This window comes from Roseibium sp. MMSF_3544 (assembly GCF_030732845.1).
Taxonomy (GTDB): Bacteria; Pseudomonadota; Alphaproteobacteria; order Rhizobiales; family Stappiaceae; genus Roseibium.
Map to the genome: position 1 here is coordinate 230,333 of NZ_JASHKA010000005.1, position 20,306 is coordinate 250,638.

At 56.8% G+C, this 20,306-nt stretch carries 19 protein-coding genes and 1 tRNA gene; 13 read left to right on the forward strand and 7 right to left on the reverse strand.

Annotation, left to right across the window (positions count from 1 at the left end):
- Positions 1-17: 17 nt before the first annotated feature.
- On the forward strand, positions 18-758 hold the full coding sequence (gene pxpB / locus RBB47_RS09740) for a 5-oxoprolinase subunit PxpB (RefSeq protein WP_305985587.1): 741 nt from the start codon (positions 18-20) through the stop codon (positions 756-758).
- Complete coding sequence (locus RBB47_RS09745; protein ID WP_305985588.1) at positions 755-1,783, forward strand: biotin-dependent carboxyltransferase family protein; 1,029 nt, start codon at positions 755-757, stop codon at positions 1,781-1,783. The genes pxpB and RBB47_RS09745 overlap by 4 nt, the downstream gene beginning before the upstream one ends.
- Before the next feature lie 162 nt (positions 1,784-1,945).
- Here RBB47_RS09745 and RBB47_RS09750 read toward each other — a convergent pair whose 3' ends face one another.
- The gene (locus RBB47_RS09750) at positions 1,946-3,247 is read right to left on the reverse strand and encodes a glutamine synthetase family protein (RefSeq protein ID WP_305985589.1); all 1,302 of its coding nucleotides are present in this window, start codon (positions 3,245-3,247) and stop codon (positions 1,946-1,948) included.
- Positions 3,244-4,092: a MurR/RpiR family transcriptional regulator gene (locus RBB47_RS09755; RefSeq protein ID WP_305985590.1), complete on the reverse strand. Its 849-nt coding sequence runs from the start codon at positions 4,090-4,092 to the stop codon at positions 3,244-3,246. The genes RBB47_RS09750 and RBB47_RS09755 overlap by 4 nt, the downstream gene beginning before the upstream one ends.
- Positions 4,093-4,173: 81 nt before the next feature.
- Between RBB47_RS09755 and RBB47_RS09760 the strand changes: the two genes are divergently transcribed.
- Genes RBB47_RS09760 through RBB47_RS09785 form a run of 6 tightly spaced genes read left to right on the forward strand, consistent with a single transcriptional unit; the run spans position 4,174 to position 10,247 of the window.
- Positions 4,174-4,950: an N-formylglutamate amidohydrolase gene (locus tag RBB47_RS09760; RefSeq protein WP_305985591.1), complete on the forward strand. Its 777-nt coding sequence runs from the start codon at positions 4,174-4,176 to the stop codon at positions 4,948-4,950.
- Positions 4,947-5,597: an isochorismatase family cysteine hydrolase gene (locus RBB47_RS09765; protein WP_305985592.1), complete on the forward strand. Its 651-nt coding sequence runs from the start codon at positions 4,947-4,949 to the stop codon at positions 5,595-5,597. The genes RBB47_RS09760 and RBB47_RS09765 overlap by 4 nt, the downstream gene beginning before the upstream one ends.
- Positions 5,590-7,485, forward strand: coding sequence for an ATP-binding cassette domain-containing protein (locus RBB47_RS09770; protein ID WP_305985593.1), 1,896 nt, complete (start codon positions 5,590-5,592; stop codon positions 7,483-7,485). Before RBB47_RS09765 ends, RBB47_RS09770 begins: the two co-directional genes overlap by 8 nt.
- The gene (locus tag RBB47_RS09775; RefSeq protein WP_305985594.1) at positions 7,482-8,633 is read left to right on the forward strand and encodes an ABC transporter substrate-binding protein; all 1,152 of its coding nucleotides are present in this window, start codon (positions 7,482-7,484) and stop codon (positions 8,631-8,633) included. The genes RBB47_RS09770 and RBB47_RS09775 overlap by 4 nt, the downstream gene beginning before the upstream one ends.
- Positions 8,634-8,641: 8 nt before the next feature.
- Positions 8,642-9,355 (forward strand): ABC transporter ATP-binding protein, encoded by a 714-nt coding sequence (locus RBB47_RS09780; RefSeq protein WP_305985595.1) that lies wholly within the window; start codon positions 8,642-8,644, stop codon positions 9,353-9,355.
- Between the two features lie 4 nt (positions 9,356-9,359).
- Entirely contained in the window at positions 9,360-10,247 is an 888-nt protein-coding gene (locus RBB47_RS09785; protein ID WP_305985596.1) for a branched-chain amino acid ABC transporter permease, read from the forward strand.
- 55 nt (positions 10,248-10,302) lie between these two features.
- Here the strand turns inward: RBB47_RS09785 and RBB47_RS09790 are convergent, their stop codons facing one another.
- Positions 10,303-11,889 carry a winged helix-turn-helix domain-containing tetratricopeptide repeat protein gene (locus tag RBB47_RS09790; RefSeq protein ID WP_305985597.1) on the reverse strand — a complete coding sequence of 529 codons (1,587 nt, stop codon included), beginning with the start codon at positions 11,887-11,889 and terminating at the stop codon, positions 10,303-10,305.
- 405 nt (positions 11,890-12,294) lie between these two features.
- On the opposite strand from RBB47_RS09790, the gene RBB47_RS09795 reads away from it, so the two are divergent.
- The 3 genes from RBB47_RS09795 (at position 12,295) to RBB47_RS09805 (ending at position 15,090) form a co-directional block, all read left to right on the forward strand.
- Positions 12,295-13,296 (forward strand): BTAD domain-containing putative transcriptional regulator, encoded by a 1,002-nt coding sequence (locus RBB47_RS09795; protein WP_305985598.1) that lies wholly within the window; start codon positions 12,295-12,297, stop codon positions 13,294-13,296.
- A gap of 395 nt (positions 13,297-13,691) precedes the next feature.
- Positions 13,692-14,597 (forward strand): LysR substrate-binding domain-containing protein, encoded by a 906-nt coding sequence (locus tag RBB47_RS09800; protein ID WP_305985599.1) that lies wholly within the window; start codon positions 13,692-13,694, stop codon positions 14,595-14,597.
- A gap of 94 nt (positions 14,598-14,691) precedes the next feature.
- Positions 14,692-15,090 (forward strand): RidA family protein, encoded by a 399-nt coding sequence (locus RBB47_RS09805; RefSeq protein WP_305985600.1) that lies wholly within the window; start codon positions 14,692-14,694, stop codon positions 15,088-15,090.
- A 79-nt stretch (positions 15,091-15,169) separates the two neighbouring features.
- Here the strand turns inward: RBB47_RS09805 and RBB47_RS09810 are convergent, their stop codons facing one another.
- The 4 genes from RBB47_RS09810 to RBB47_RS09825 all read right to left on the reverse strand — a co-directional run bounded on the left by RBB47_RS09810 (position 15,170) and on the right by RBB47_RS09825 (position 17,592).
- Positions 15,170-15,622 carry a globin domain-containing protein gene (locus RBB47_RS09810; RefSeq protein ID WP_305985601.1) on the reverse strand — a complete coding sequence of 151 codons (453 nt, stop codon included), beginning with the start codon at positions 15,620-15,622 and terminating at the stop codon, positions 15,170-15,172.
- 354 nt (positions 15,623-15,976) lie between these two features.
- The gene (locus RBB47_RS09815) at positions 15,977-16,891 is read right to left on the reverse strand and encodes a LysR family transcriptional regulator (protein ID WP_305985602.1); all 915 of its coding nucleotides are present in this window, start codon (positions 16,889-16,891) and stop codon (positions 15,977-15,979) included.
- A 21-nt stretch (positions 16,892-16,912) separates the two neighbouring features.
- Positions 16,913-17,293, reverse strand: coding sequence for a nuclear transport factor 2 family protein (locus RBB47_RS09820; protein WP_305985603.1), 381 nt, complete (start codon positions 17,291-17,293; stop codon positions 16,913-16,915).
- 225 nt (positions 17,294-17,518) lie between these two features.
- Positions 17,519-17,592, reverse strand: a tRNA-Gln gene (locus tag RBB47_RS09825).
- 521 nt (positions 17,593-18,113) lie between these two features.
- Here RBB47_RS09825 and RBB47_RS09830 point away from each other — a divergent pair.
- Positions 18,114-19,580: a Ppx/GppA phosphatase family protein gene (locus tag RBB47_RS09830; RefSeq protein ID WP_305985604.1), complete on the forward strand. Its 1,467-nt coding sequence runs from the start codon at positions 18,114-18,116 to the stop codon at positions 19,578-19,580.
- Positions 19,577-20,284, forward strand: coding sequence for an RlmE family RNA methyltransferase (locus RBB47_RS09835; RefSeq protein WP_305985605.1), 708 nt, complete (start codon positions 19,577-19,579; stop codon positions 20,282-20,284). Before RBB47_RS09830 ends, RBB47_RS09835 begins: the two co-directional genes overlap by 4 nt.
- The last annotated feature ends 22 nt before the right edge of the window (positions 20,285-20,306 follow it).

Here is a 20,306-nt window from a genome sequence, read left to right on the forward strand (position 1 = left end):
CGCACAGTGAAAACACCATGCAATCAAGCAAATTTCCGAGGTTTCGTGCGAGCGGTGATACGGGTCTGACCGTTGAGCTCGGCGATCGAGTGGACCAAGAAACGAGCGCGCGGGTTCTGTCGCTTCGACAGGCGATTGAATCGCGCGGCCTGGCCGGCGTTGTCGAAGTTGTCCCTGCCTATCTGTCACTCCTGGTCCATTACACGCCACTTGAAACCAGTCAGTCCTGCTTGATTGAGGACATTCGCGCCTTGGCGGACAGTCTGAAGGGCGGGGCTGCAGCGATAGACGCGCGATCCTGGGTTCTTCCGGTGTGTTTTGACGACCCTGAATTCGCGCCCGATCTGGAGCATGTTGCGAGTTGGGCCGGCCTGAAACCCAGCGACGTTATCGCTGACATGATCAGTGTCGAGCAGACGGTCTACATGCTCGGGTTCGCTCCCGGACAACCCTATCTCGGGGATTTGCCGGATCGCCTTGCAATTCCCCGGCGGATGGATCCCATTACGGGCGTTCCGGCAGGATCAGTGCTGATTGCGACGGGAAAGACGGTGATTTACCCGGTTCAGAACCCGACGGGTTGGTACATTGTCGGAAAAACGCCAATACCCGTGTTTTCTCCCGCGTCGGCTACACCTGTTTTGCTGCAACCAGGCGACAAGGTGCGTTTGCGATCGGTCGGGAAAGCCGAGTATCAGGATATCGCGGATCGATTGCGCAACGGTGAAACTGTTCCCGGTCTGAGAGCGCACGCATGACAGTGCACCTTCAGTTCGAAGCCGCCGGGTTGATGACTTCGGTGCAGGATCTCGGCAGGTTTGGCTCGCAGGCTCTTGGCATTCCGACTTCCGGAGCACTGGACCCAATTTCACTGCGGATTGCCAATGTTCTGGTCGGCAACGAGGAAAGTGCCGCCGGGCTTGAACTCCGTTTTCTTGGACCGCGGATCAGGGTGGTTGGCGGAAAAGCAAGGGTCGCGCTTATCGGCACGAGCGCCGGACTTGAGGTTCTCGAGCCTGAGCGGCGAGCACTTCCGCCCGGCCAGAGCGTTACTCTGGCGGATGGCGAGCTTTTTCGCGTCGGGACGGTTTCGGATAGCTCCTGCTGTTACCTGGCTTTTGCCGGAGGATTTGAGCTTCCAGCGCCGTTCGGCAGCCAATCCACTTATCCGCCAGCGGCTCTAGGTGGATTTGAAGGACGGTACCTGCGTGACGGCGACCGTGTTCCGCTGAGCGGTCAACTCCTTGGCGAGGCACCGGAGCGCGGAATTGAGCTTGATTTATCGTTGTGGGGAGATGGTCCGATACGCGTCGTTCCCGGTCCCCAGGATGATTATTTTTCCGAAAATGCATGGGAAACGTTTCTGGGCTCGGACTATGAAATCGGTCAGGCCTCGAACCGCATGGGATTGCGTTTGGTAGGGCCCGAACTGGAACACACCAAGGGGTACAACATCCCTTCGGACGGGATCGTAACCGGCTCCATTCAGGTGCCGGGAAGCGGTTTGCCGATCATTTTGCTCTCCGATCGGCAAACAACCGGCGGCTATCCGAAAATTGCCAGTGTGGCGTCAGTCGATCTGCCGCGCCTCGGCCGAACCAGACCAGGAGCCCGTCTCAGCTTCGAGGCGATTGACGTCGAGACGGCAGAAACCTTGCGCCGGGAACAGGAAGTCCGCATTCGACGGCAGATCGACGCAATCAAGATTTTACCGGCCGGCGCTGAAGCCCTTCAGCAAAGACTTATGGGATCAAACCTCATAAGCGGAGTTATCAGAGGATAGCGGGTCCCCCTGCAAAAGGACGCTCGCAAAATATCGGTACTTTTGGCTCGAACCGGTGAAGTTGCCAAGTGAGATCGTCGCGCATACGCCGGTCTGCAACGAGTAGCACGAGTTCCATTGGGACGGCTTCAAGGCGTGAAGCGGTTCTCAACGAAGATCAAGTCAATAAGTTTTCTCGTAGATCGCGCATTGTTCGGCGACGTCGAGGTTTGCCACATGCGCAATTTCCGATTCTTTGTGGGCACGGTAGACAGGCGCGAAACGCTCCGGGAACCAGCCGGTGACGACGGGGTTTGACGCAAATCTTTCCAGGGCGGCGTCCAGTGTTTGCGGGAGCCGGATGAAACCGCGTTCAGCAAGCGCTTCCGGAGCAAGCAACGAAAGATCTTCTTCGGTCGGAACCGGGGCTGATAGCTGGTCTTCAACGCCCTGGCATCCTGCATGAACAATCGCCGCCAGTGCCAGGTGAGGGCAGGCCGCCGCATCACCCGCGCGGTATTCAATATTGAACTGCTTTGCGATGGAGGCCGGGTCCTTTGCGGTAACCGGACAAACGCGCAGGCTCGCCTCCCGGTCCCTGTATCCCAGGTTGTTATAGGCAGCAGACCAGCGATGCGGTGTCAGGCGCAGGTAGGATATGACCGAGGGGGCTGTCAGGGCGAGAATGCTGTCCAGGTATTTCAGGACACCTGCCGCAAAGGACGATGTCAGGTCCGACATGCCGCAAGTGCCATTGGGGTCATAGCTCACCGGGTTGCCGCTTGGGTCGAGGAAACTCATGTGAATGTGGACGCCGTTGCCGACGCTGGCCGGGTCACGGATTGGCGTATAAGTCGCGTCAAAGCCAAGGTGCTTTGCTGTTGAACGGGTGAGTTCGCGCACAATCACGGCCGCATCGGCGGCACGAACACCCTCTTCAGGACCGATCACCACTTCGATCTGGTTCTGGCCGTATTCCTTCATGATGCTGTCGGGTGTGAACCCTGCGGCAGCAATCTGCCCCATCAGCATTTCGCAAAGCTCTCTGTGGGCTTCAAAACCCCTGCGTCCATAGCCTTCGCCGAGCAACTCCGTGTCACTCTTGACCTGGAATTCATGTTCAAACGCTGCCAGCAAACGGACACCGGCAACACCTTCCAAACGATCAAGAGCGGATTTCAAGATCGAGCGCGTACAAAGTTCCCAGGGATCGCCTTCAAGAGTAACGATGTCGCCAAGCATGAAGCGTTCGACTCTTTCACCGAACTGCGCGTTCACAGCAACCTGCCGGTCTGGGATCAACAGGAGATCGCCCAAGGCACCAAACGGGCTCTCGGCAATGTTGTCGAAGCAGTTGATCTGCACGTTTGTCGGCGTCCAGCCAACGCCGCGTTGGAGCCGTTTTTCAAGCTGGTCAGCGGGAAAAGCCTTGCCGCGAACTTTGCCCGCCAGATCGCAGGTCGCCGCGAAAATCAAATCGGTCATGTCTCGCTCTCTCCGTCAAATTGCCGTGCCGCGTCCCAGGCTTCGATCCGCTGACGTGTGTTGTCCCAGTTGTCTTCCGCCACGCGCGTCACAAGCGCTTCAGTCACTGCAAGCGCCGCAGAGTAGCTGTCCCAGATGGTGCCGATTTCAATCGGGACTGCAAGGACTTCCGACGCATGACGGGTGGCGGGCGAAAGCCATTTGTCGGTCATCAGGATGACCTGGGCCTTCCGCTCCAGTGCCGCCTGTTCCGCCAACCGGGTCATGTTGGTTTGGTAACGGCGGAAATCCACAATGAAAAAGACGTCGCCCGGTCGCATGCGCAACAGATATTCCGGCCAGCCTTCCGGGTCACGCGGCAGGTGATAGACACCCTGGCGGGCCTGGCGCAAATGGAAAGACATGTGCTGGGCAACCGTGTCACTGATCCGGCCCCCGATCGCATAAACATTGCGTTTCGGGTCAGACAGAAGCGCACAGATCCGAGTGAATTGTCCTTCGGTGATTGCCTCTGTCGCAGATTGCATCTGTTTGGCTGCCCGCGAAATGAATTCGCCAAGGTAGCCGCCTTCGATGCGCTTGCCCGTTTCGCGGATCTCGACCGGTGAGCGGTCGCCTTCCTTCAGTTCAGCGATCAGGCGCCGCTGCATTTCCGGGTAACCGGAAAGACCGAGTTTCGTTACGAATCGTGAAATCGATGGGGGCGATACCTCTGCGCGCTCTGCCAGTTCCTGGATCGAAATAAGGCCGGCATACGGGTAGTCGGACAAAAGCGCAGTGGTAAGTTTTCGCTCTGATTGCGTGAGATTATTTGCGAATGTTTCGATAATGCTGCGGATCGACATGGGTCATTGATGTCTGTAAAAATTTTTTCAGTCAACTAAAATTACTTGACTATGAAAAGTTAATTTCTCTTACTTGAGGACATGACCGTAGCGCAAGCAGACCGATCCGTGCTGTTGACGACTGCCGATCCGGACCCCGTCGGAACGATTAATTTCGACAGCCCGGCGCCGGTCATCCTGGTTTGCGAGCATGCAGGGCGGGCCATTCCCGGGAGGCTGGGTGATCTTGGTATCTCGGCAGATGTCCTGAACAGTCATCGTGGCTGGGATATCGGTGCGGAAGCCGTGGCGCGCGACGTTGCCAGCCAATTGGATGCACCCTTGATCTTGCAGCGGTACAGCCGGCTGGTGATTGACGCGAACCGACCGCCGAATTCACCTTTCGCCATTCCGACGGTCAGCGACAACGCCGACATACCCGGAAATCGTGACCTGTCGGAGGATGATCGACAACTGCGGATCACCTCCATTTTCGAACCGATGAATCAGAGGATCGATGAGCTTTTTGCTGCCTCACCACGTAAGGCTGCCTTTTCAATCCATTCCTTCACGCCTGAGCTTGGCGGCGTCGAACGCCCTTGGCACGCCGGTTTTTTGAGCCGCAAGAGTATCGCCAGTTCTGAAGCGCTCATGAACTCGGTCGCCCGCGGCGCGCCAGGAATGCTTATGGCACTCAACCAGCCATACCGCATCGAAGACGATACCGACTGGTTCATTCCGCATCATGCGGAAACCCGGAACTTGCCTCACTGCCTGATCGAAATCCGCAATGACCAGATCCAGACACCGGAAGGTGTCGCGTTTTGGGCCGGGTTGCTGAGCGATGCGATCACCGATCTCCTGGAGACCTTGCCATGACGCTCACCCGCGAGCTGCCTCTCACGACTTCGCAGTCTGCGCTCCTGTTCATCGATGTTCAGAATTTTTCGGCGCACCGAAACGGCGCCGAATTCAAGGACCTGGGTAAAGACGAGTTTCAGGCGAAATATGGCTGGTTCTTCGATGAGCTCGACGCGCGCGTCATCCCGAACATGGCCGCGATTCAAGCTGCGTGCCGGTCTGCGGGTGTGGAGGTCATGTATACGACGATCGAAAGCCTGACACTCGACGGCCGGGACCGTTCACTGGACTACAAGATCACCGGGTTCCATGTCCCCAAGGGCTCTTGGGATGGAAAAGTAATCGATCAGATTGCGCCGCAAGGCGACGAAATCGTGCTTCCAAAGTCATCGTCATCTGTCTTCGTCTCCACCCATATCGACTACATCCTGCGAAATCTTGGTGTGCGGCAGTTGGTGATTTCCGGACTGATTACGGATCAATGCGTGGAAAGCGCAATTCGGGACGCCTGCGATCTTGGCTATTTGGTAACGCAGGTGACGGATGCCTGCCTGACATACTCGCAGCAGCGGCACGACAATTCTCTTCAGACAATCAAAGGCTATTGCCGTCAGGTGACGACGGCGGAGCTGATCGCTGAACTTGAACGGGTCAGCGATGATTAGCACGGCATCCGCCCTTCCTCTGGAGACCCATCCGGCACGCCTTGCTGCGGCAAACTGGGTTCGAACCGCGATATGCATCTTGCTTCTTGCCGCGGTCGTTGCCTGCCTGACATTGGCATTCGGGCGAACCGGTGAGCGCATTGCTGTGCAGCTTTGCGTGAATGTCACGGCCGTTGTCGCCCTCGGATTGTTCTGCGGAAACACCGGTATCGTGTCCTTTGGACATGGTGCCTTCATGGCACTTGGCGCCTATCTGTCCGGCATCCTGACCATGCCCGCCGGTCTGCAGCGCACGGCCCTTCCGAACTTGCCGGACTTCCTCGCAGCACATGAACTGAGCGTCTGGCTTGCCCTGCCCATCGTGGCGATTGCCGGACTGTGCTTTGCTGCGGTAACCGGCAGCGCGATCGCACGTCTTGCAGGGGCTTCTGCCACGATCGCAACGCTGGGTCTTTTAATCATCACGCATGGGATCGCAGTCGGAGCCCGCGAAATAACGCGCGGCAGTCAGACATTTTTCGGTGTGCCCCGCGTGACGGATCTGACGATTGCGCTTGGTGCGGCACTGGTTTTCATCGTGATTGCACGGCTCTATCGGGAGAGCCGCCACGGGCTTTTTGCGCGCGCAGCGCGTGATGATCCGGACGCGGCAAGTGCACTCGGTATCAGTCCGCGGCGCACACGCTTCGTTTCCTGGTGCCTGTCGGGAGCGCTGGCAACCGTGGCAGGAGCGCTCTACGGACATATGCTGGGCGCGTTTTCACCGGCATCCTTTTATCTGTCGCTGGTTTTTGCGCACGTCGCCATGATGATTGTCGGTGGCATGGCCTCGGTCGGTGGCGCGGTTGCCGGCGTTATGGTGGTCACGCTGCTTCAGGACACCGTTCGCCAGTTCGAAGGTGGCGCCGAGCTTTTGGGGTTTGTCTTTCCGGAGTTTTTCGGTCTGACCACAATCGCGCTCGGCCTCGCGATATTGCTCGTTATCTGGCTTCGGCCCCAAGGCCTTGTCGGCAGCTTTGAGCTTGGCCCCGGCGCAGACGCTCCTTTCCTGCGTCGTATTGGCCGCGGAACGAAACCGGCAAACGACCCTGAAAAGGTGGCGGAGACCATGCTCCAGGCCCGATCGCTTTCCAAGAGCTTTGCCGGGGTGAGGGCGGTAGATGATGTCAGCTTTGATGTCCCGACAGGACGGATCACGGGTCTCATCGGTCCAAATGGTGCAGGCAAGTCCACCCTGGTCAATCTGTTGACCCATCAGTACGACGCCGATGCAGGAAAGGCTCTGATCAACGGCACCGAACTGACCAAGGTCCGCCGCGAGGCTGTTGCCGGCAAAGGCGTGTCGCGTTCGTTCCAGAATTTGCGCCTATTTCGGGGGCTCACCGGATATGAAAACGTACTGGTCGGATCCTTGGCTGCAGGACGTTCCAGGCAGTTGGCGGCGCCGGTTGCCATTCGAGAGCTTGGCGACCTGGATCTTGGCGAGGTTGCCGGCAAAACGGCCGACGCCCTTCCTTACGGAGCCCGCAAACGCCTCGAGATTGCGCGATCGCTTTCGCAGGATCCATCGATCCTGCTGCTCGATGAACCGGCCGCCGGCATGAACCCCGCTGAAACGGATGACCTTGCCGACCGGCTGGTACGCACCAGCGAGGCGAGGGGGCTGGGAATACTTCTCATCGATCACGACCTGAAATTCGTGAACCGTCTTTCGAACTGGATCGTGGTCATGAACCGCGGCGAAGTGATCGCCCAGGGTCTGCCTGAAGACATAAGAACCAATCCGTCGGTCATAGAAGCCTACATAGGCCGGGGCCGGACGGCAGCGGAGGCACAGTTTGTGCCCAACAAAACCACCAGAGTGCTAACAGTCGGAGTTGATCAATGAAACTGAAATTCGCTTTTCTGGCGGCGGCTAGCGCCGCTGCAATAACGGGTACAGCAGTTGCGGATGAATACGTGATTGGTGTCATGTCAGCGCAATCTGGCTATCTTGCTCCTTACGACGGACCGGCCTATGCCGGCTTCCAGTTCTGCATCGATGAAAAAAATGCCGCCGGTGGCCTCAACGGCAACCTCAAGGTCAAGACAATCGTCAAGGACACGCGGTCCGACATCGCAGAAGGCGTCAAGGTCGTTCAGGAAATGATCGATGAAGGGGCGCAGTTCATCGTTTCTTCCGCAGACGCCGACCCGACAATCGCAGCTGCTCAGATAACCATGGCGGACAACATCCCGACGATGACTTTCGCGGGGACCGCACCGGTTCTGACACAGGTTGGCCCGCATGTTTTCGGCAGCTACCCGGCAGACAATCAGCAGGGGGCAGTTCTGGCAAGTTATGCGCGCGACCAGGGCCTGGAGCGAGTCTGGCTGGTGAAGTCACCCGACAGTGCCTACACCCTTGGGGGTCCGGAATATTTCGGGTCCGCATTTGAATCCCTTGGCGGCGAGGTCATCGGCGAGAGCCTTTATTCGCTCAACCAGCCCGACTTTTCTGCCATCGTGACCAACATCAAGGCCGCTGACCCGGCACCCGACGTTATCGTGACCTGGGCTTGGGAACCTGATTTCCCCGCGTTTATCAAGGCTCTGCGCGGCGCAGGTGTTGAAACGCAGGTTATGGGAGGAGACGTTCTCGACACGCCAACCGTTCGCGGTCTCGGCGAGGTGGTCGATGGTGTCGTCCACACGTCCGGTGGGTTCCCGGACGAAGGCTCGGCCTATGCCGATTTCATCGCGCGTTTCGAAAAGGCAACAGGCACCACGCCCGACAACAACTACTACGTCAACGGCTGTGACATCGCCAACATGATCGAACAGGCGGTCGCTGCTGCCGGATCAACCGACCCGGCGGCCGTCAGTGCAGCCATGGCCGAGATCAAGGACGGGGAGGGCGTGATGTCGAACTTCACATTCGCGGGTACCGATCGCATGCCGCTTCGGGACGTGGTCGTCGCTGGCATCACAGCGGACGGCAAGAAGGAGTTCATCCTGCGGTCAACCGCCGATCCGGAAACTCTCCCGAAACCCTGAGGCCATAGATGGAAAACGCTCTTGAAATCCGCAATCTCGACATTCGCTATGGCGCCGTTCAGGCGGTGCGCGATGTCAGCCTGACGGTGAATGCCGGTAAGGTGACCGCCCTTCTGGGCGCTAACGGGGCCGGCAAGACCACGACCGTCATGGCCGTGGCCGGAGCCCGGAAGATTGCGGCAGGGAGCGTTTCCATCTTTGGAAAGGACATGACCGGCGCACCCGAAGACGCCATTGTGCGCTCGGGTGTCGCCATCTCGCCGGAAGGGCGACGGGTGTTCGCTTCTTTGAGCGTGGAGGAAAACCTGACGCTTGCAGGCTCCGTCCTCGGCGACTCAGCGCTCATGGCGGAGAGGCGCTCCGCGATGATGGAGCGCTTTCCGATCCTGTCGGAGCGGCGCACACAACCTGCCGGATTGCTCTCCGGCGGTGAACAGCAAATGCTCGCGGTGGCGCGCGCCTTGATGAGCATGCCGAAACTGCTGCTGATGGATGAACCCTCGCTCGGCCTGGCGCCGCAAATGGTCGACCAGATTTTCGCGATTGTCGAAGAATTGCGGAACGAAGGAATTTCCATCCTGCTCGTTGAGCAAAATGCGGCCTTGTCTCTCGAAGTCGCCGACCATGCTGTGGTTCTGGCTAATGGTGAGGTTGCAGCCGAAGGGCTCCCGGAAGACTTGAAGAACAACAGCCTGCTTCACGCAGCTTATTTGGCGGCCTGATCTGATGGAACTTTTGCTGCAGCAGACGGTGAATGCGCTAAGCCTCGGCGGTGTGTACGCCATGCTGGCACTTGGGTTGGCCATCGTGTTTTCGATCGTCCGCCTCATCAATTTCGCCCACGGCGAGATCATGACGTTCGGTGGATACGGCATCTTTTTGTCGCTTGTGTTCGGATTTCCACCAGTCGCCGCATTGATCATCGGTCTGGCTGCCGCCGTGGTCATGGCATTGGCGATGGAGCGCACGGCCTTCCGCGCCATGCGCGGCGCAGATGTGGTTTCGTTGCTCATCACTAGCTTCGCGGTGTCTGAAATTCTGAAAGTTCTCTTTCAAAACGGGATTTCGGCCCGCCCGGTGCCCATTACCTTTCCCGCATCCTGGTCCGGCACCTATCAAGTAGGTGACATCACGTTTGGTGTCGTTCCGACGGTTTCCATCCTGGTCACTTTGGCGGCACTGGCGGGCCTGACATTCCTGTTGCGCAGGACAGTTTCCGGCATGGCGATGCGTGCGGCGGCAGAGGATATCGAGATGCTGCGGTTGCTTGGCATTCGCGCAAATCGCGTCGTGGCTGTGGCATTTGCCTTGTCGGGTCTGCTTGCCGGAATTGCCGCGGTGATCTGGACTGCACAACGCGGGTCAGTCGATCCGATGATGGGTTTCTTCCCCGTTTTGAAAGCGTTTATTGCCACGGTTCTGGGTGGATTGGGGAGCTTGGGCGGGGCCGTTCTTGGCGGTTTCGCGATCGGGATTGTGGAAGTTCTGGCGCAAGCCTTTCTGCCCGAAACGCTTGCACCCTACCGCGATGCCATCGTGCTGGCAGCCGTCATAGCAGCATTGCTCTGGCGCCCGGACGGTTTGCTCCCCGCAGCAAAGACCAGCAGGTCCTGAGCATACGCAAGAAGATTAGGCTCACTTGTTTGCCAAAGCATTCGACAAACGCTGACTAAGTCTCGTCCGTGCTGCGATCCTGCGAAACATCCGGGACGAAATTTCCGAGCATGAATTCTGACAGTTTCTTGAAATCTCTCTGATCCGCAAATGGATACGCACGGTTCAAAAAAGCAGCATTGAGGTCAGGCCGCGCAGCCAACGCTTCGTCGAGTGCAAGTTCAGCCTCCTTTTCCTGACCCAGGGCCTTGAATGCAGCCGCTTCGGCTGCTTTTGCCCAATGGGGTGCATTCGGCATGCGCAACGACCTTTGGGCCCAAGAGAGCGCTGTCTCAGGCTGATCGATAATCAGGTTAGAAAAACAGAGTAGAACGCAGACTGACCAACCCTGAGGATCACGGGGGCTTAGTTCAAGCACCGTTTCAAAGTGTTTGATTGCAGCTCCGGCTTTTCCGCTCAATGAAAGCGAATACCCTTTTCCGAAATGGCCATAGGCATGATTGTGGTTGAGAGCGATCGCTTCATCATAGGCTGAGATCGCCTCATCGTACTCTTGCCGAGCAAGATGCGATCGTCCGAGCGCAACATAGGAAAATGCATCCCGTTGATCCAGCTGTACGGCCTGCCGCGCGGCCACCAGCGCCTGTTCGAGTGCATCGGATCCCATCACACCTTCTTTGTATGCGTGGCACAACGCATAGGCCAAGCCGGCGTGAGCAAGTGCATAATCAGGATCGCGCTCGCACGCGGATCTTAGAACGGAAACTGCTTGCTCATGCAGTCCGCTTTTCTGTTGCCACAAGAGCCAGAGGCCTTTTTGTGTGCTTTCCCATGTTGTTAAATCTGTTTCGGGTTTTCGTCGAATTCGATCCCGTTCCGCAGAAAGCAGTTCAGGTTCAATCGCTGCAACAATTCGGTCCGTGATCGGATCGAGATTTTGCAACGAAGACTGTTCCAGGGTGCACCTTTCGCTCCAAATCTGGGACTGAGAACCGGTCGAGACGATTGAAACCTGTAGTCGCCAGGCGCTCCCGATGCGTCTGACATTGCCTTCAACAATGTAATCTGCCGACAAATCTTCAATTGCCGCATCCAGGTCTTTCTGGTTCAGACTGGCGAGCCCAAAGGAACTTAGACGAGAAATGACGCGAAGCTCCCGAAATCGGGAAAGGCCGGTAATGATGTCGTCGCAGATACCATCAATGAGCCAGTCAAATTCCGGATCGGTCGGCAAGCCTGAAAACGGGAGAACGACAATGACCGGATATTGATTGTGCTCTTTGTTTGCTGGCGCGTCCTGAGTGCCGGTGGAAGTCGTCGGGGATGAATCGGGAGGTGTTGTCGGCTCGAATTGAAATCGAAAACCCTGTTTGTAGAGGGTTCGAATGAAGCGCCGCTCTTTCGACCCTTCACCAAGCGCCTTGCGGACTTCACTTATCCTGCTGGAAACGGCGGCTTCAGAAATAAATCGTCCACCCCAAATCTTTTCGATGATCTCGTCTTTGGAAACAACGCGATCGTGGTTTTCAATGAGCAGCAACAGAAGGGAAAATACTTGAGGTTCCAGGCTCACCAAATTTGAGCCGCGAAGAAGTTCGCGCTTCTCGACGTTGAGCTCAAATTCCTCAAATCTATAGATCATGAGTTGGAGACCTGAGTCCCGGTACCAATTCCCTGTAAACTACATGAGTTTAATGCCTATCGAAATTGTTTCTTCCAGGAGAAGCTTTGGCTTTGGCCCGCATATAGAAACATGACTTCTGCCAGAAGAGAAACTGAGACTTTTCGTTTAAACCGCCGTCAGACACGGGGCTTTCCATGCGTTCGACGTTAAGAATTCCAATGGAAATCTAAAGGAATCCCGAAAGATCTTTTCCGCCTAACGACTCATTTTCACCTCGCAATCTATTGGTTCCGGTGCCTTCGGAAGCTCAGCCCGGCCAGACAGCGAAGAATGCCGATCTCAATCCCTTTGATTTTGATCGCGATCGGAAAGAGGCGAGAAATGAACAACGTTCTGAAATTTACCGCTCCGGCAGACGGTGATTTGAGCGCAACGGAAAACACCAACCCGACCGCGGATCTTGGCAGCGGCAAAGGTCTGGAAATTCGACTGCTTGGAAAACTGGAGATCACGCTCCGAGGAAAGAGGTTGGTTCTGCCGACTAAGCATGCTGCCTGTTTGATTGCATTGCTTGCACTCGAAGGACGTATGGAGCGTGAAATCGTAGCGGCCCGCTTGTGGGGCGAACGCGGCGAAGCGCAAGCGCGAGCCTCGCTGCGTCAGACGATCTATCACGTGAAAAAGGCACTCGCATCCGTTGGCGCGTGTGCGCTTGAGGTAGACCGCGGTTCAATCTGCTTGCGACAAGGTGTTTTCCGAACCGATGTCGTCAAGTTTCTTGAAGATCTTAGGACTTCGCCTGTGGCTGCGGTCAGTCAGTGCAACGGAGAGCTCTTTGGAAATCTCGGCCGGGTCGACCCTGCATTTCAGGAGTGGCTTGATGCCGAACGCAGATCATTTTCAGCCAAGATTACAAAAGGCATGGAAACAGCGTCTGAAAATTGTCGGGACAGAAAGGATTGGAAGGGACTTGAAAAACTCGCGTCATCTCGCTTGGAACATGACCCGTTCGACGAATGCGCCCTGCGTGATCAAATGGAAGCACTATCGAAAACAGGCAAACGGGCAGGTGCCCTTGCCTTGTTCGAAGAATTTAGAGACAGGCTTCGTTCTTCGCTCCAAATCGAACCGGAGGCCGCAACCAATGAGCTTCGTGGGTGCATTGCATCGCGGAATGCTGAGGAGCCTGAAAATGAGTCTTGCGGTGCGATGTCGAAAACCTCGGTCACGCCTCAAGGCAATAACGGCATTGCACTCGTTGGATCCATGCAAACCTTTGTCATACACAATCTCGCAGAGCGTGCGACAACGAAGCCCGCACTGAACAATCTGCTCGATGAAATCGTGCGCGTTGGGTCTGAGCAGCTGCGCCAACAGGCGAGCCAATCGATTGCAGAATTTTTATCCACTCAAGGATTGAGTTGAAGGGTCTTGCTTCAGGAGCTTAATGAGTGGAAGTCCCCCGGCGTGTTACGCATCCTGTCTTGGGAAGGTTTAGTGCGTGCAGACAGGAAATCGCGTTAATGCCAGTGGTCGTGACGTGGTCTGGCGTTTTCTCTTGCCTGCCTGCTGTCGTCGGATGTCATGCCGATGTCGCGTAGCAAATAAGGTGACAGGTTGTCTAAATGAGTGCGGGACGTGCGCTGCCGCTTCGCAAAAAAGTTGCAAGCGTATACCCAGGGTGCAAAAAATTTGATAGCTTCCGAGAACGAGTAACGCATGTTCAACGTCCATTTCTGGTTTATTTTCTTGCGTTATCGGTGTTTTTGCTCCGGGCAACAAACAAATCAACGACCAGCAGGCATTAGCGAGATTTATGAATGGCCCGTTCTTCGCTTCCCCCGCTTGCCGCTGTTAGAGCCTTTGAAGCGGCAGCACGTCATGGGAGCTTCACCAGTGCCGGGAGTGAGTTGGGCCTGACACAGGCGGCCGTCAGCTATCAGATAAAGGTACTGGAGGAACGTGTTGGACAGCCGCTGTTCAACAGGCGTCCTCGCGGCGTCGAACTCACCCCTGTGGGAGCCGCGTTGTCGAAGCAGGTTGGCGGCGCCCTGGATGTGATCGCTGATGCATTTGCCGAGGCGCAGGGCAACGCACAGGCGACGTTGGAGATGAGCGTAATACCCACATTCGCGACAAATTTTCTCGCGGAGCGGTTGGGGCGTTTTCAGATTGCGCATCCCAATATAGCTGTCCGGCTAGAAGTCAGCGAAACCCTGGCTGACTTTCAATCCGGCACTGTCGATGTTGCAATCCGGAGCGGCAGCGGACATTGGCCTGATCTCGAGTGCCACAAACTGATCGAGATTGCGTTCACTCCGATGCTGAGCCCCGCGCTCGCCGAAACCATTAAAGGAGTTCGTGAACCGGCTGACTTGTTGAAACTCCCTATCCTGGGAGGGGCAGATCCCTGGTGGCTGCGCTGGTTCGAACAAGCGGGCGTCGATTCAGGTGACCTTCGGGACCGGCCAAGCCAGACCTTTGGACCTCAGGTTCTGGAGGCGACCGCCGCGATCGCCGGCCAGGGCGTCGCAATGCTGACACCGGCCTTTTTCCAAGAGGCGATCAAAAACGGCCAACTTGTCCAGCCGTTTGATCTGAGTTGCAGCGACGGAACAGCTTACTGGCTCACCTATGCGCATTCGTATCGAAACACACCCAAGGTGAAGGCCTTTCGTACCTGGTTGGCGCAAGAAATGGACGTTTTTCTGGAAGGCGAGAAATAAGGCGGCTTTGTTTCGAGACTCATCGTTTTAATTGGTCCGCACCGAAGGCTAGCGACTATCGTTTGGTTCACCTCGAACCAAGGGACAGTGAAACATGATCGTGAGCAACAATCCTGCCACCTTAAGACCGGTTCCGGATGCGTATTCCGGTATTTACGCCCATGCGACGATGTTGAAGCACCCCGATAAACTGTTCTTCTTTTCCGGCCAGGTTGGCGTTGCAATGGATGGAGAGGTTGCGAGCAGTTTCTCCGGTCAGTGTCATCAGGCCATGGATCATGTAGAGGCACTTTTGACGGCGCATGATCTGGATTTGAACAACATCCTGAAGGTGACCTACTATCTGACGCGAACGCAGGATATCTCGGAACTGACGCGTCTCCGCCAGAGCCGCTGGCATGCAAACAATCCGCCTGCTATCACCACCTTGCTTGTTGCCGGGCTCGTCAGTCCCGATTGGCTGATCGAGATAGACGTTATTGCGGGCGCTTGACGTGCCAGGAGCAAAGCCCGGTTTCAGTGTCGATTGGCGAAACAGCAATGCAGGTACTGGACCTTAAAACGTCCACTGCTCACAACTCGTTGGCCAATCGACGGTCTTGCAGGGAATCGATCGGATAGGCTGCGTCGATCATTATTTCAACGAGGCTGTCATAAGCGCGTCCCCAAGCCGTCAAATCTTTCTCTGAAAAGGAGCCGTGCAATACGGTTTCCAGCATTTCAAGCAAAGCTTGGCGGACCACAAAATAGTGCTCCTTTTCGACACCGTAGGCCAGGTGTCTGAGGGCAAGATCCTTGACAATGGGCTCTAGGTCTTCAGCGTTCTGAAGTTGCGAAACCACGAACCCAAGTGTGCTCATCAGTTTCCCTGCCTGAACCGTCATGTCCTGAACGAACAGGCTGCGGGTTTCCGGAGCGATCTCGAACAGTTTTTCGTAAAACACATTGCCTGCGCGCTTCAGGTCTACCGAAAGGCGAAAATAAGATGTGCGAATAAGATCGATTTCTTCCGGGCTCAATTCCACTATTGCCTCCCGAACTGAAGAGTGAACAAACCGACTTGGGGCTGTTTAAATAACGGGGATCAGCAAGAACCTTAGGCAGCAGACAACCGGGCCACAACACGCATGCTCGCCGGGTGCCTGTGTAAAATTGCAGGGTTTCCGGCAACAGCCGTCTGAGCGCTCACTTGTCTCCTAGGGCAAAAAAGCCGCATTCATCGCTCGGAAACATGACGCGGAGTGACGTCTCAGCCTGACTGATTGAAACCCGAAAAGTCGCACGAAACCCGGACGAGAAACTGTGCGTATTCAAAGTGTTTTCTGCTGCTTGTCGCGGTAGAGCAGCGTAAAGGGGCAGAGGTTTCTTAGATCCCACACCTAGGCTGCGCGTTCCCGGTTTTGAACGTGTTGTTTCACGCGTTGGCCGCGATCATCCTCCATGATAATGCTGCCAAAAAGCTCTTTGGCAGCTTCCCGCAGCTGCCGGATAGCCGTCTGGACGCGCAGTGTCTGAACGGTATCGGGATGGACATGCAAATGTAAGGATCGCTCGAATTGAGTCTCCTGGCCGCCGACGCGGCTTAGCCCCTGATCCTTATCTGCAATGCAGGTTGGTAGCAGACCCTTGCCGAGCCCTGACCTGATCGAAACTTGCAACAAGCCCGGGTCGTTTCCAACGATATGGACTGGTTCATCTCGCTTGCGAAGCCTTTCAAGCACCTTTGCCGGCAGGCGGCGTGAGCCGCTGTCGTCCAGCATCGAGACCCATCCGAGACGGTCAGCATTTTGAGTGCGGGCGGCATAAAGGGCAAAGGGAACGTCGGTGAGCTTGATTGCGAATTCCCCCATTTGCGGCGGGTCTTCAAACCAGAGAGAAACAGTTGCGGCGGTCCAGGAGGATGCCGCGGGGCAGCCAGAACTGAGCCGGACAGACAATTTTGGATAGAGCCGCAGCAGGCTCGGAAGAAAGTGCTCGGCAAGATGGGCCAGCACCCAATGATCGCCCAAGATCCGCAACTCGCCGACAGGCTCCTTTGCCGGTGAAGCGGCGGTTTGTGTGATGCGTTCGGCGCGGCGCTCCATTTCGACGGCATCGGAAATCAGCTTCTCACCGACTTCCGTTGGAATGAGACCTGATTTCGATCGCAAAAAGAGTGTTGTCCCAAGCGCAGCTTCCAGCGCCGACAAACGGCGGCCGACTGTCGATTGATCAATTCCAAGCGTGTACGACGCGCGCGTCAGCGAACCTGAGCGCACCAATGCCAGCAAAATGCGAAGATCGTCCCAGTTCAAAGTAACCGTTCCCTCTCTTGGCTAGACCTGATCCACCAGTCTGGTGATTTGCCCGCCTTCGACCTCAAAGAGCGAGAGACCTGTGAGCCGCACTTGTTGCCCTTGCTGCCAGCCATTCGGCAGATCTTGAGCAACCGTCGCGGCGTACCGAATTTCTGCGATGGTTGTGTTGGCAACGGACAGGGAGCTGCGCACGGCCTGGTGTCTTGATGAGAATAAGCCGAGCGCAGCGCGCGCCAAATCCGCGAATTCGTCGAGCCCCGATGCGTCGGCGGTAACACTGCCGTCTGAGAGGTTCGTAAAGCGGATATCCGGCGCCAGATAAGAGAGCATTCGCTCCACGTCTCGTGCGTTATAAGCCGCAATATAGTCTGGTATTGGATCCGGAAGGATTTGACCCATCAAGAGCAGTCCTTGTCACAGCTACGAGGCACCGCCTCCTTAGCGTCAGGATCGCGGTCCCGATCTATCCAGTCCAACAAAACGCAGGCTGTTTGGCATAAGTTCAGTTTGTGGGTCACCACTTAGCGCCGACCGCACTTCTTCGGGCGCAAATCGATAGTCAGCGAACAGCTTCCGCCCCGCCGGGGTGCGCGTTTGGGAAATTGAATTCAATTGGAAGAAACTTGGCTGGGGAACCTGGATTCGAACCAGGACTAACGGAGTCAGAGTCCGCGGGTCTACCGTTAACCTATTCCCCAAAACCGCTCAGGCTACAGAGCGTCAGCCGGGCGATTGAAATCGCGGCTGAATGGTGAGCCGCATATACAGCCATCATAATCATGATTTCAAGTGTCGTTTTTGACTTTTTTGTGAAATTTGCGATGGCCGGGCCGCACAGGCTTTTCAAGTTTTGCGATCGGGGTGCTTTTCCAAGAGCAGTCAACCTGTTACAGTTTTGGCAACGAAAGATATGGCCCGGGATTGCGCCGCCTGGAAGGCAGGAGCAGCAGGGCCTGAAAGGCAAAACGTGACTGAGTCAGGTCAGGAACCGCCCGTTTCCGGGCGTCGTACCGCTGACGAGTCCGGCAACAGTGGAACTCGGTCGGAGTTCAAGGGGTCCAACCGCCGTCGCAGAAAGCGCCGGAAGGGACAGGGACCACAAGGCAAGCTCGCAGGCCCGGACAACGTGGCCGCGGCACCGACTCAAGGAGCGGGAGAATTCCCGGCTCAGGCTGTTACTGGAATCGTCGCAAATCAAAACCAAGCACAGGCGCAGGCCGTGCAGGACGGATCGATTCCATCCGCCCCTTCGAAACGCCGGAGAAAGCGCCGACGTGGCCGTTCGGATCAAACTGGCGCGGGGCATGGGCAGGGTGTCCAGTCCGCAGACCACAGCCAAGCTGTAAGCGGCCAGCCAGGTACCGATACCTTTACAAGTCCAAAGGGGAAAAAGGCGGCCAATCGGCGTGGTCGGAAGCGCTGGCAGGCTTCCAAAAACACAAAAAGCAGCCAGACGACGAAGCGTGATGAACCGCTTGCAAAAGAGGCAGCGGCGTCCGCCAATGACGGAACTCTCGCGGTAGAAGAAACGATACGGGACAAAAACGCCCTTCAAAAGGAAGGCTTCCGTCCACCGTCGTCGCGCGACGAAGCGACCGGGGTCACCCGAAACGAACCCGGCAAAAGGCGTGCGCGCACCGGTCAGCACAAAGCACCGCTTTATGCCGCGCTCGATCTGGGTACAAACAACTGCCGCTTGCTGATTGCAAGGCCGGAAGTGCGCGGATTTCGTGTTGTCGACGCCTATTCGAGGATCGTGCGTCTCGGCGAAGGTGTTGGATCCAACAAGCTACTTAGCGCGGCCGCAATGGATCGTGCCATTGATGCGCTCGCCAATTGCCACAGAAAGCTTGCCGATCGCGGTGTGCTCCGTTCTCGGCTCATTGCCACAGAAGCCTGCCGAGCCGCTGAAAACGGCATCGACTTCATAGACCGCGTTAAGGCGGAAACAGGTCTTGCGCTTGAAGTTGTCAACCGGGAAACGGAGGCGAGGCTCGCTGTCGCAGGATGTGCCTCGCTTGTCGATCATGACGCGGACGGCGTCATCCTGTTCGACATCGGCGGGGGATCATCGGAAATCGTTTGGCTGGATCTGCGCAATAGGTGTGGCGCCAGAGGCTATGCCCTCACCAGGTTTATCAGGTCCTGGATTTCGCTTCCGGTCGGGGTCGTCAATCTTGCCGAACGACATGGCGGCGTCCATGTGACGCCGGATATTTTTGAAGCCATGGTGGAGGATGCTGCCGATCATCTTGCTGCATTCAGCCTCGCAGACAATCTGTCCGAGGCGATTTCCTCCGGGCGTGTGCACATGCTCGGCACGTCCGGCACCGTGACGACGCTGGCCGGTGTCCACCTGGGGCTGAGACGGTACGACCGCAGACGTGTCGACGGCACCTGGCTCGATGACAACGATGTCGCGGCGATGATTGAACAACTGCGGCACATGCCGTATGAGGCCCGCGTGGAAAACCCCTGTATCGGCGCCGACCGCGCCGATCTTGTGCTGGCCGGCTGTGCCATTCTGGAAGCGATCCGCCGGCGCTGGAGCTGTTCGAGGCTTCGCGTTGCCGACAGGGGACTTCGTGAAGGTATCTTGACCGAATTGATGGCTGCCGATGGCGTATGGGCCAACAGGAGGTCCGGCAAGCGCCAGGATCGCAGGCGCCAAAGGAATGCAATATGAGCCGTTCAAGAAAAGGGTCTGGCGACCGGGGCCTGCACGTCAAAGTCAAAACGGCCGCCGGCAGGCGCGAATCCTCCACACGCTGGCTGGAACGTCAGCTGAACGACCCCTATGTGCGTCGGGCTAAAGCGGACGGGTACCGGTCGCGGGCGGCCTACAAGCTGATTGAGATTGACGACAAGCATAAGCTTTTGAAGCCGGGATACCGGGTGGTCGATCTTGGATGTGCGCCGGGGGGCTGGTGCCAAGTGGCTGTGGAACGGGTCCAGTCGGGTGTCGATGCACCGAAAGTTGTCGGCATAGATTACCTCGATATGGATCATGTCCGCGGAGCGACCTTTCTCAAAAAGGACTTCCTTGATGACGATGCTCCGGCGGCATTGATGGAAGCGCTCGGAGGAAAAAAGCCTGATGTCGTTCTGTCTGACATGGCTGCGCCCACGACTGGCCATAAGCAGACCGATCACCTCCGCACCACGCATCTTTTCGAGATTGCAATCGATTTCGCGCGCCGAAACCTGGTTCCGGGAGGGTCTTTCCTGGCCAAAGTGTTCAGGGGTGGTACAGAAAACGCGTTGCTTCAGGATCTGAAACGCGAATTCAAGTCGGTTTCGCATCTGAAGCCACCGGCTAGCCGGAAGGAAAGTCCGGAACTCTATGTAATCGCAAAGGGGTTTCGCGGCAGCGATCTGGATCCGGATTGAGCGCGGTGTCAGTGGCCGTGAA

What these genes read in the sequence shown, in the direction of transcription:
- pxpB (WP_305985587.1), top strand. Translation starts at nt 18, where the DNA reads ATGCAATCAAGCAAATTTCCGAGGTTTCGTGCGAGCGGTGATACGGGT.
- RBB47_RS09745 (WP_305985588.1), top strand. Translation starts at nt 755, where the DNA reads ATGACAGTGCACCTTCAGTTCGAAGCCGCCGGGTTGATGACTTCGGTG.
- RBB47_RS09750 (WP_305985589.1), bottom strand. Translation starts at nt 3,247, where the DNA reads ATGACCGATTTGATTTTCGCGGCGACCTGCGATCTGGCGGGCAAAGTT.
- RBB47_RS09755 (WP_305985590.1), bottom strand. Translation starts at nt 4,092, where the DNA reads ATGTCGATCCGCAGCATTATCGAAACATTCGCAAATAATCTCACGCAA.
- RBB47_RS09760 (WP_305985591.1), top strand. Translation starts at nt 4,174, where the DNA reads ATGACCGTAGCGCAAGCAGACCGATCCGTGCTGTTGACGACTGCCGAT.
- RBB47_RS09765 (WP_305985592.1), top strand. Translation starts at nt 4,947, where the DNA reads ATGACGCTCACCCGCGAGCTGCCTCTCACGACTTCGCAGTCTGCGCTC.
- RBB47_RS09770 (WP_305985593.1), top strand. Translation starts at nt 5,590, where the DNA reads ATGATTAGCACGGCATCCGCCCTTCCTCTGGAGACCCATCCGGCACGC.
- RBB47_RS09775 (WP_305985594.1), top strand. Translation starts at nt 7,482, where the DNA reads ATGAAACTGAAATTCGCTTTTCTGGCGGCGGCTAGCGCCGCTGCAATA.
- RBB47_RS09780 (WP_305985595.1), top strand. Translation starts at nt 8,642, where the DNA reads ATGGAAAACGCTCTTGAAATCCGCAATCTCGACATTCGCTATGGCGCC.
- RBB47_RS09785 (WP_305985596.1), top strand. Translation starts at nt 9,360, where the DNA reads ATGGAACTTTTGCTGCAGCAGACGGTGAATGCGCTAAGCCTCGGCGGT.
- RBB47_RS09790 (WP_305985597.1), bottom strand. Translation starts at nt 11,889, where the DNA reads ATGATCTATAGATTTGAGGAATTTGAGCTCAACGTCGAGAAGCGCGAA.
- RBB47_RS09800 (WP_305985599.1), top strand. Translation starts at nt 13,692, where the DNA reads ATGGCCCGTTCTTCGCTTCCCCCGCTTGCCGCTGTTAGAGCCTTTGAA.
- RBB47_RS09805 (WP_305985600.1), top strand. Translation starts at nt 14,692, where the DNA reads ATGATCGTGAGCAACAATCCTGCCACCTTAAGACCGGTTCCGGATGCG.
- RBB47_RS09820 (WP_305985603.1), bottom strand. Translation starts at nt 17,293, where the DNA reads ATGGGTCAAATCCTTCCGGATCCAATACCAGACTATATTGCGGCTTAT.
- RBB47_RS09835 (WP_305985605.1), top strand. Translation starts at nt 19,577, where the DNA reads ATGAGCCGTTCAAGAAAAGGGTCTGGCGACCGGGGCCTGCACGTCAAA.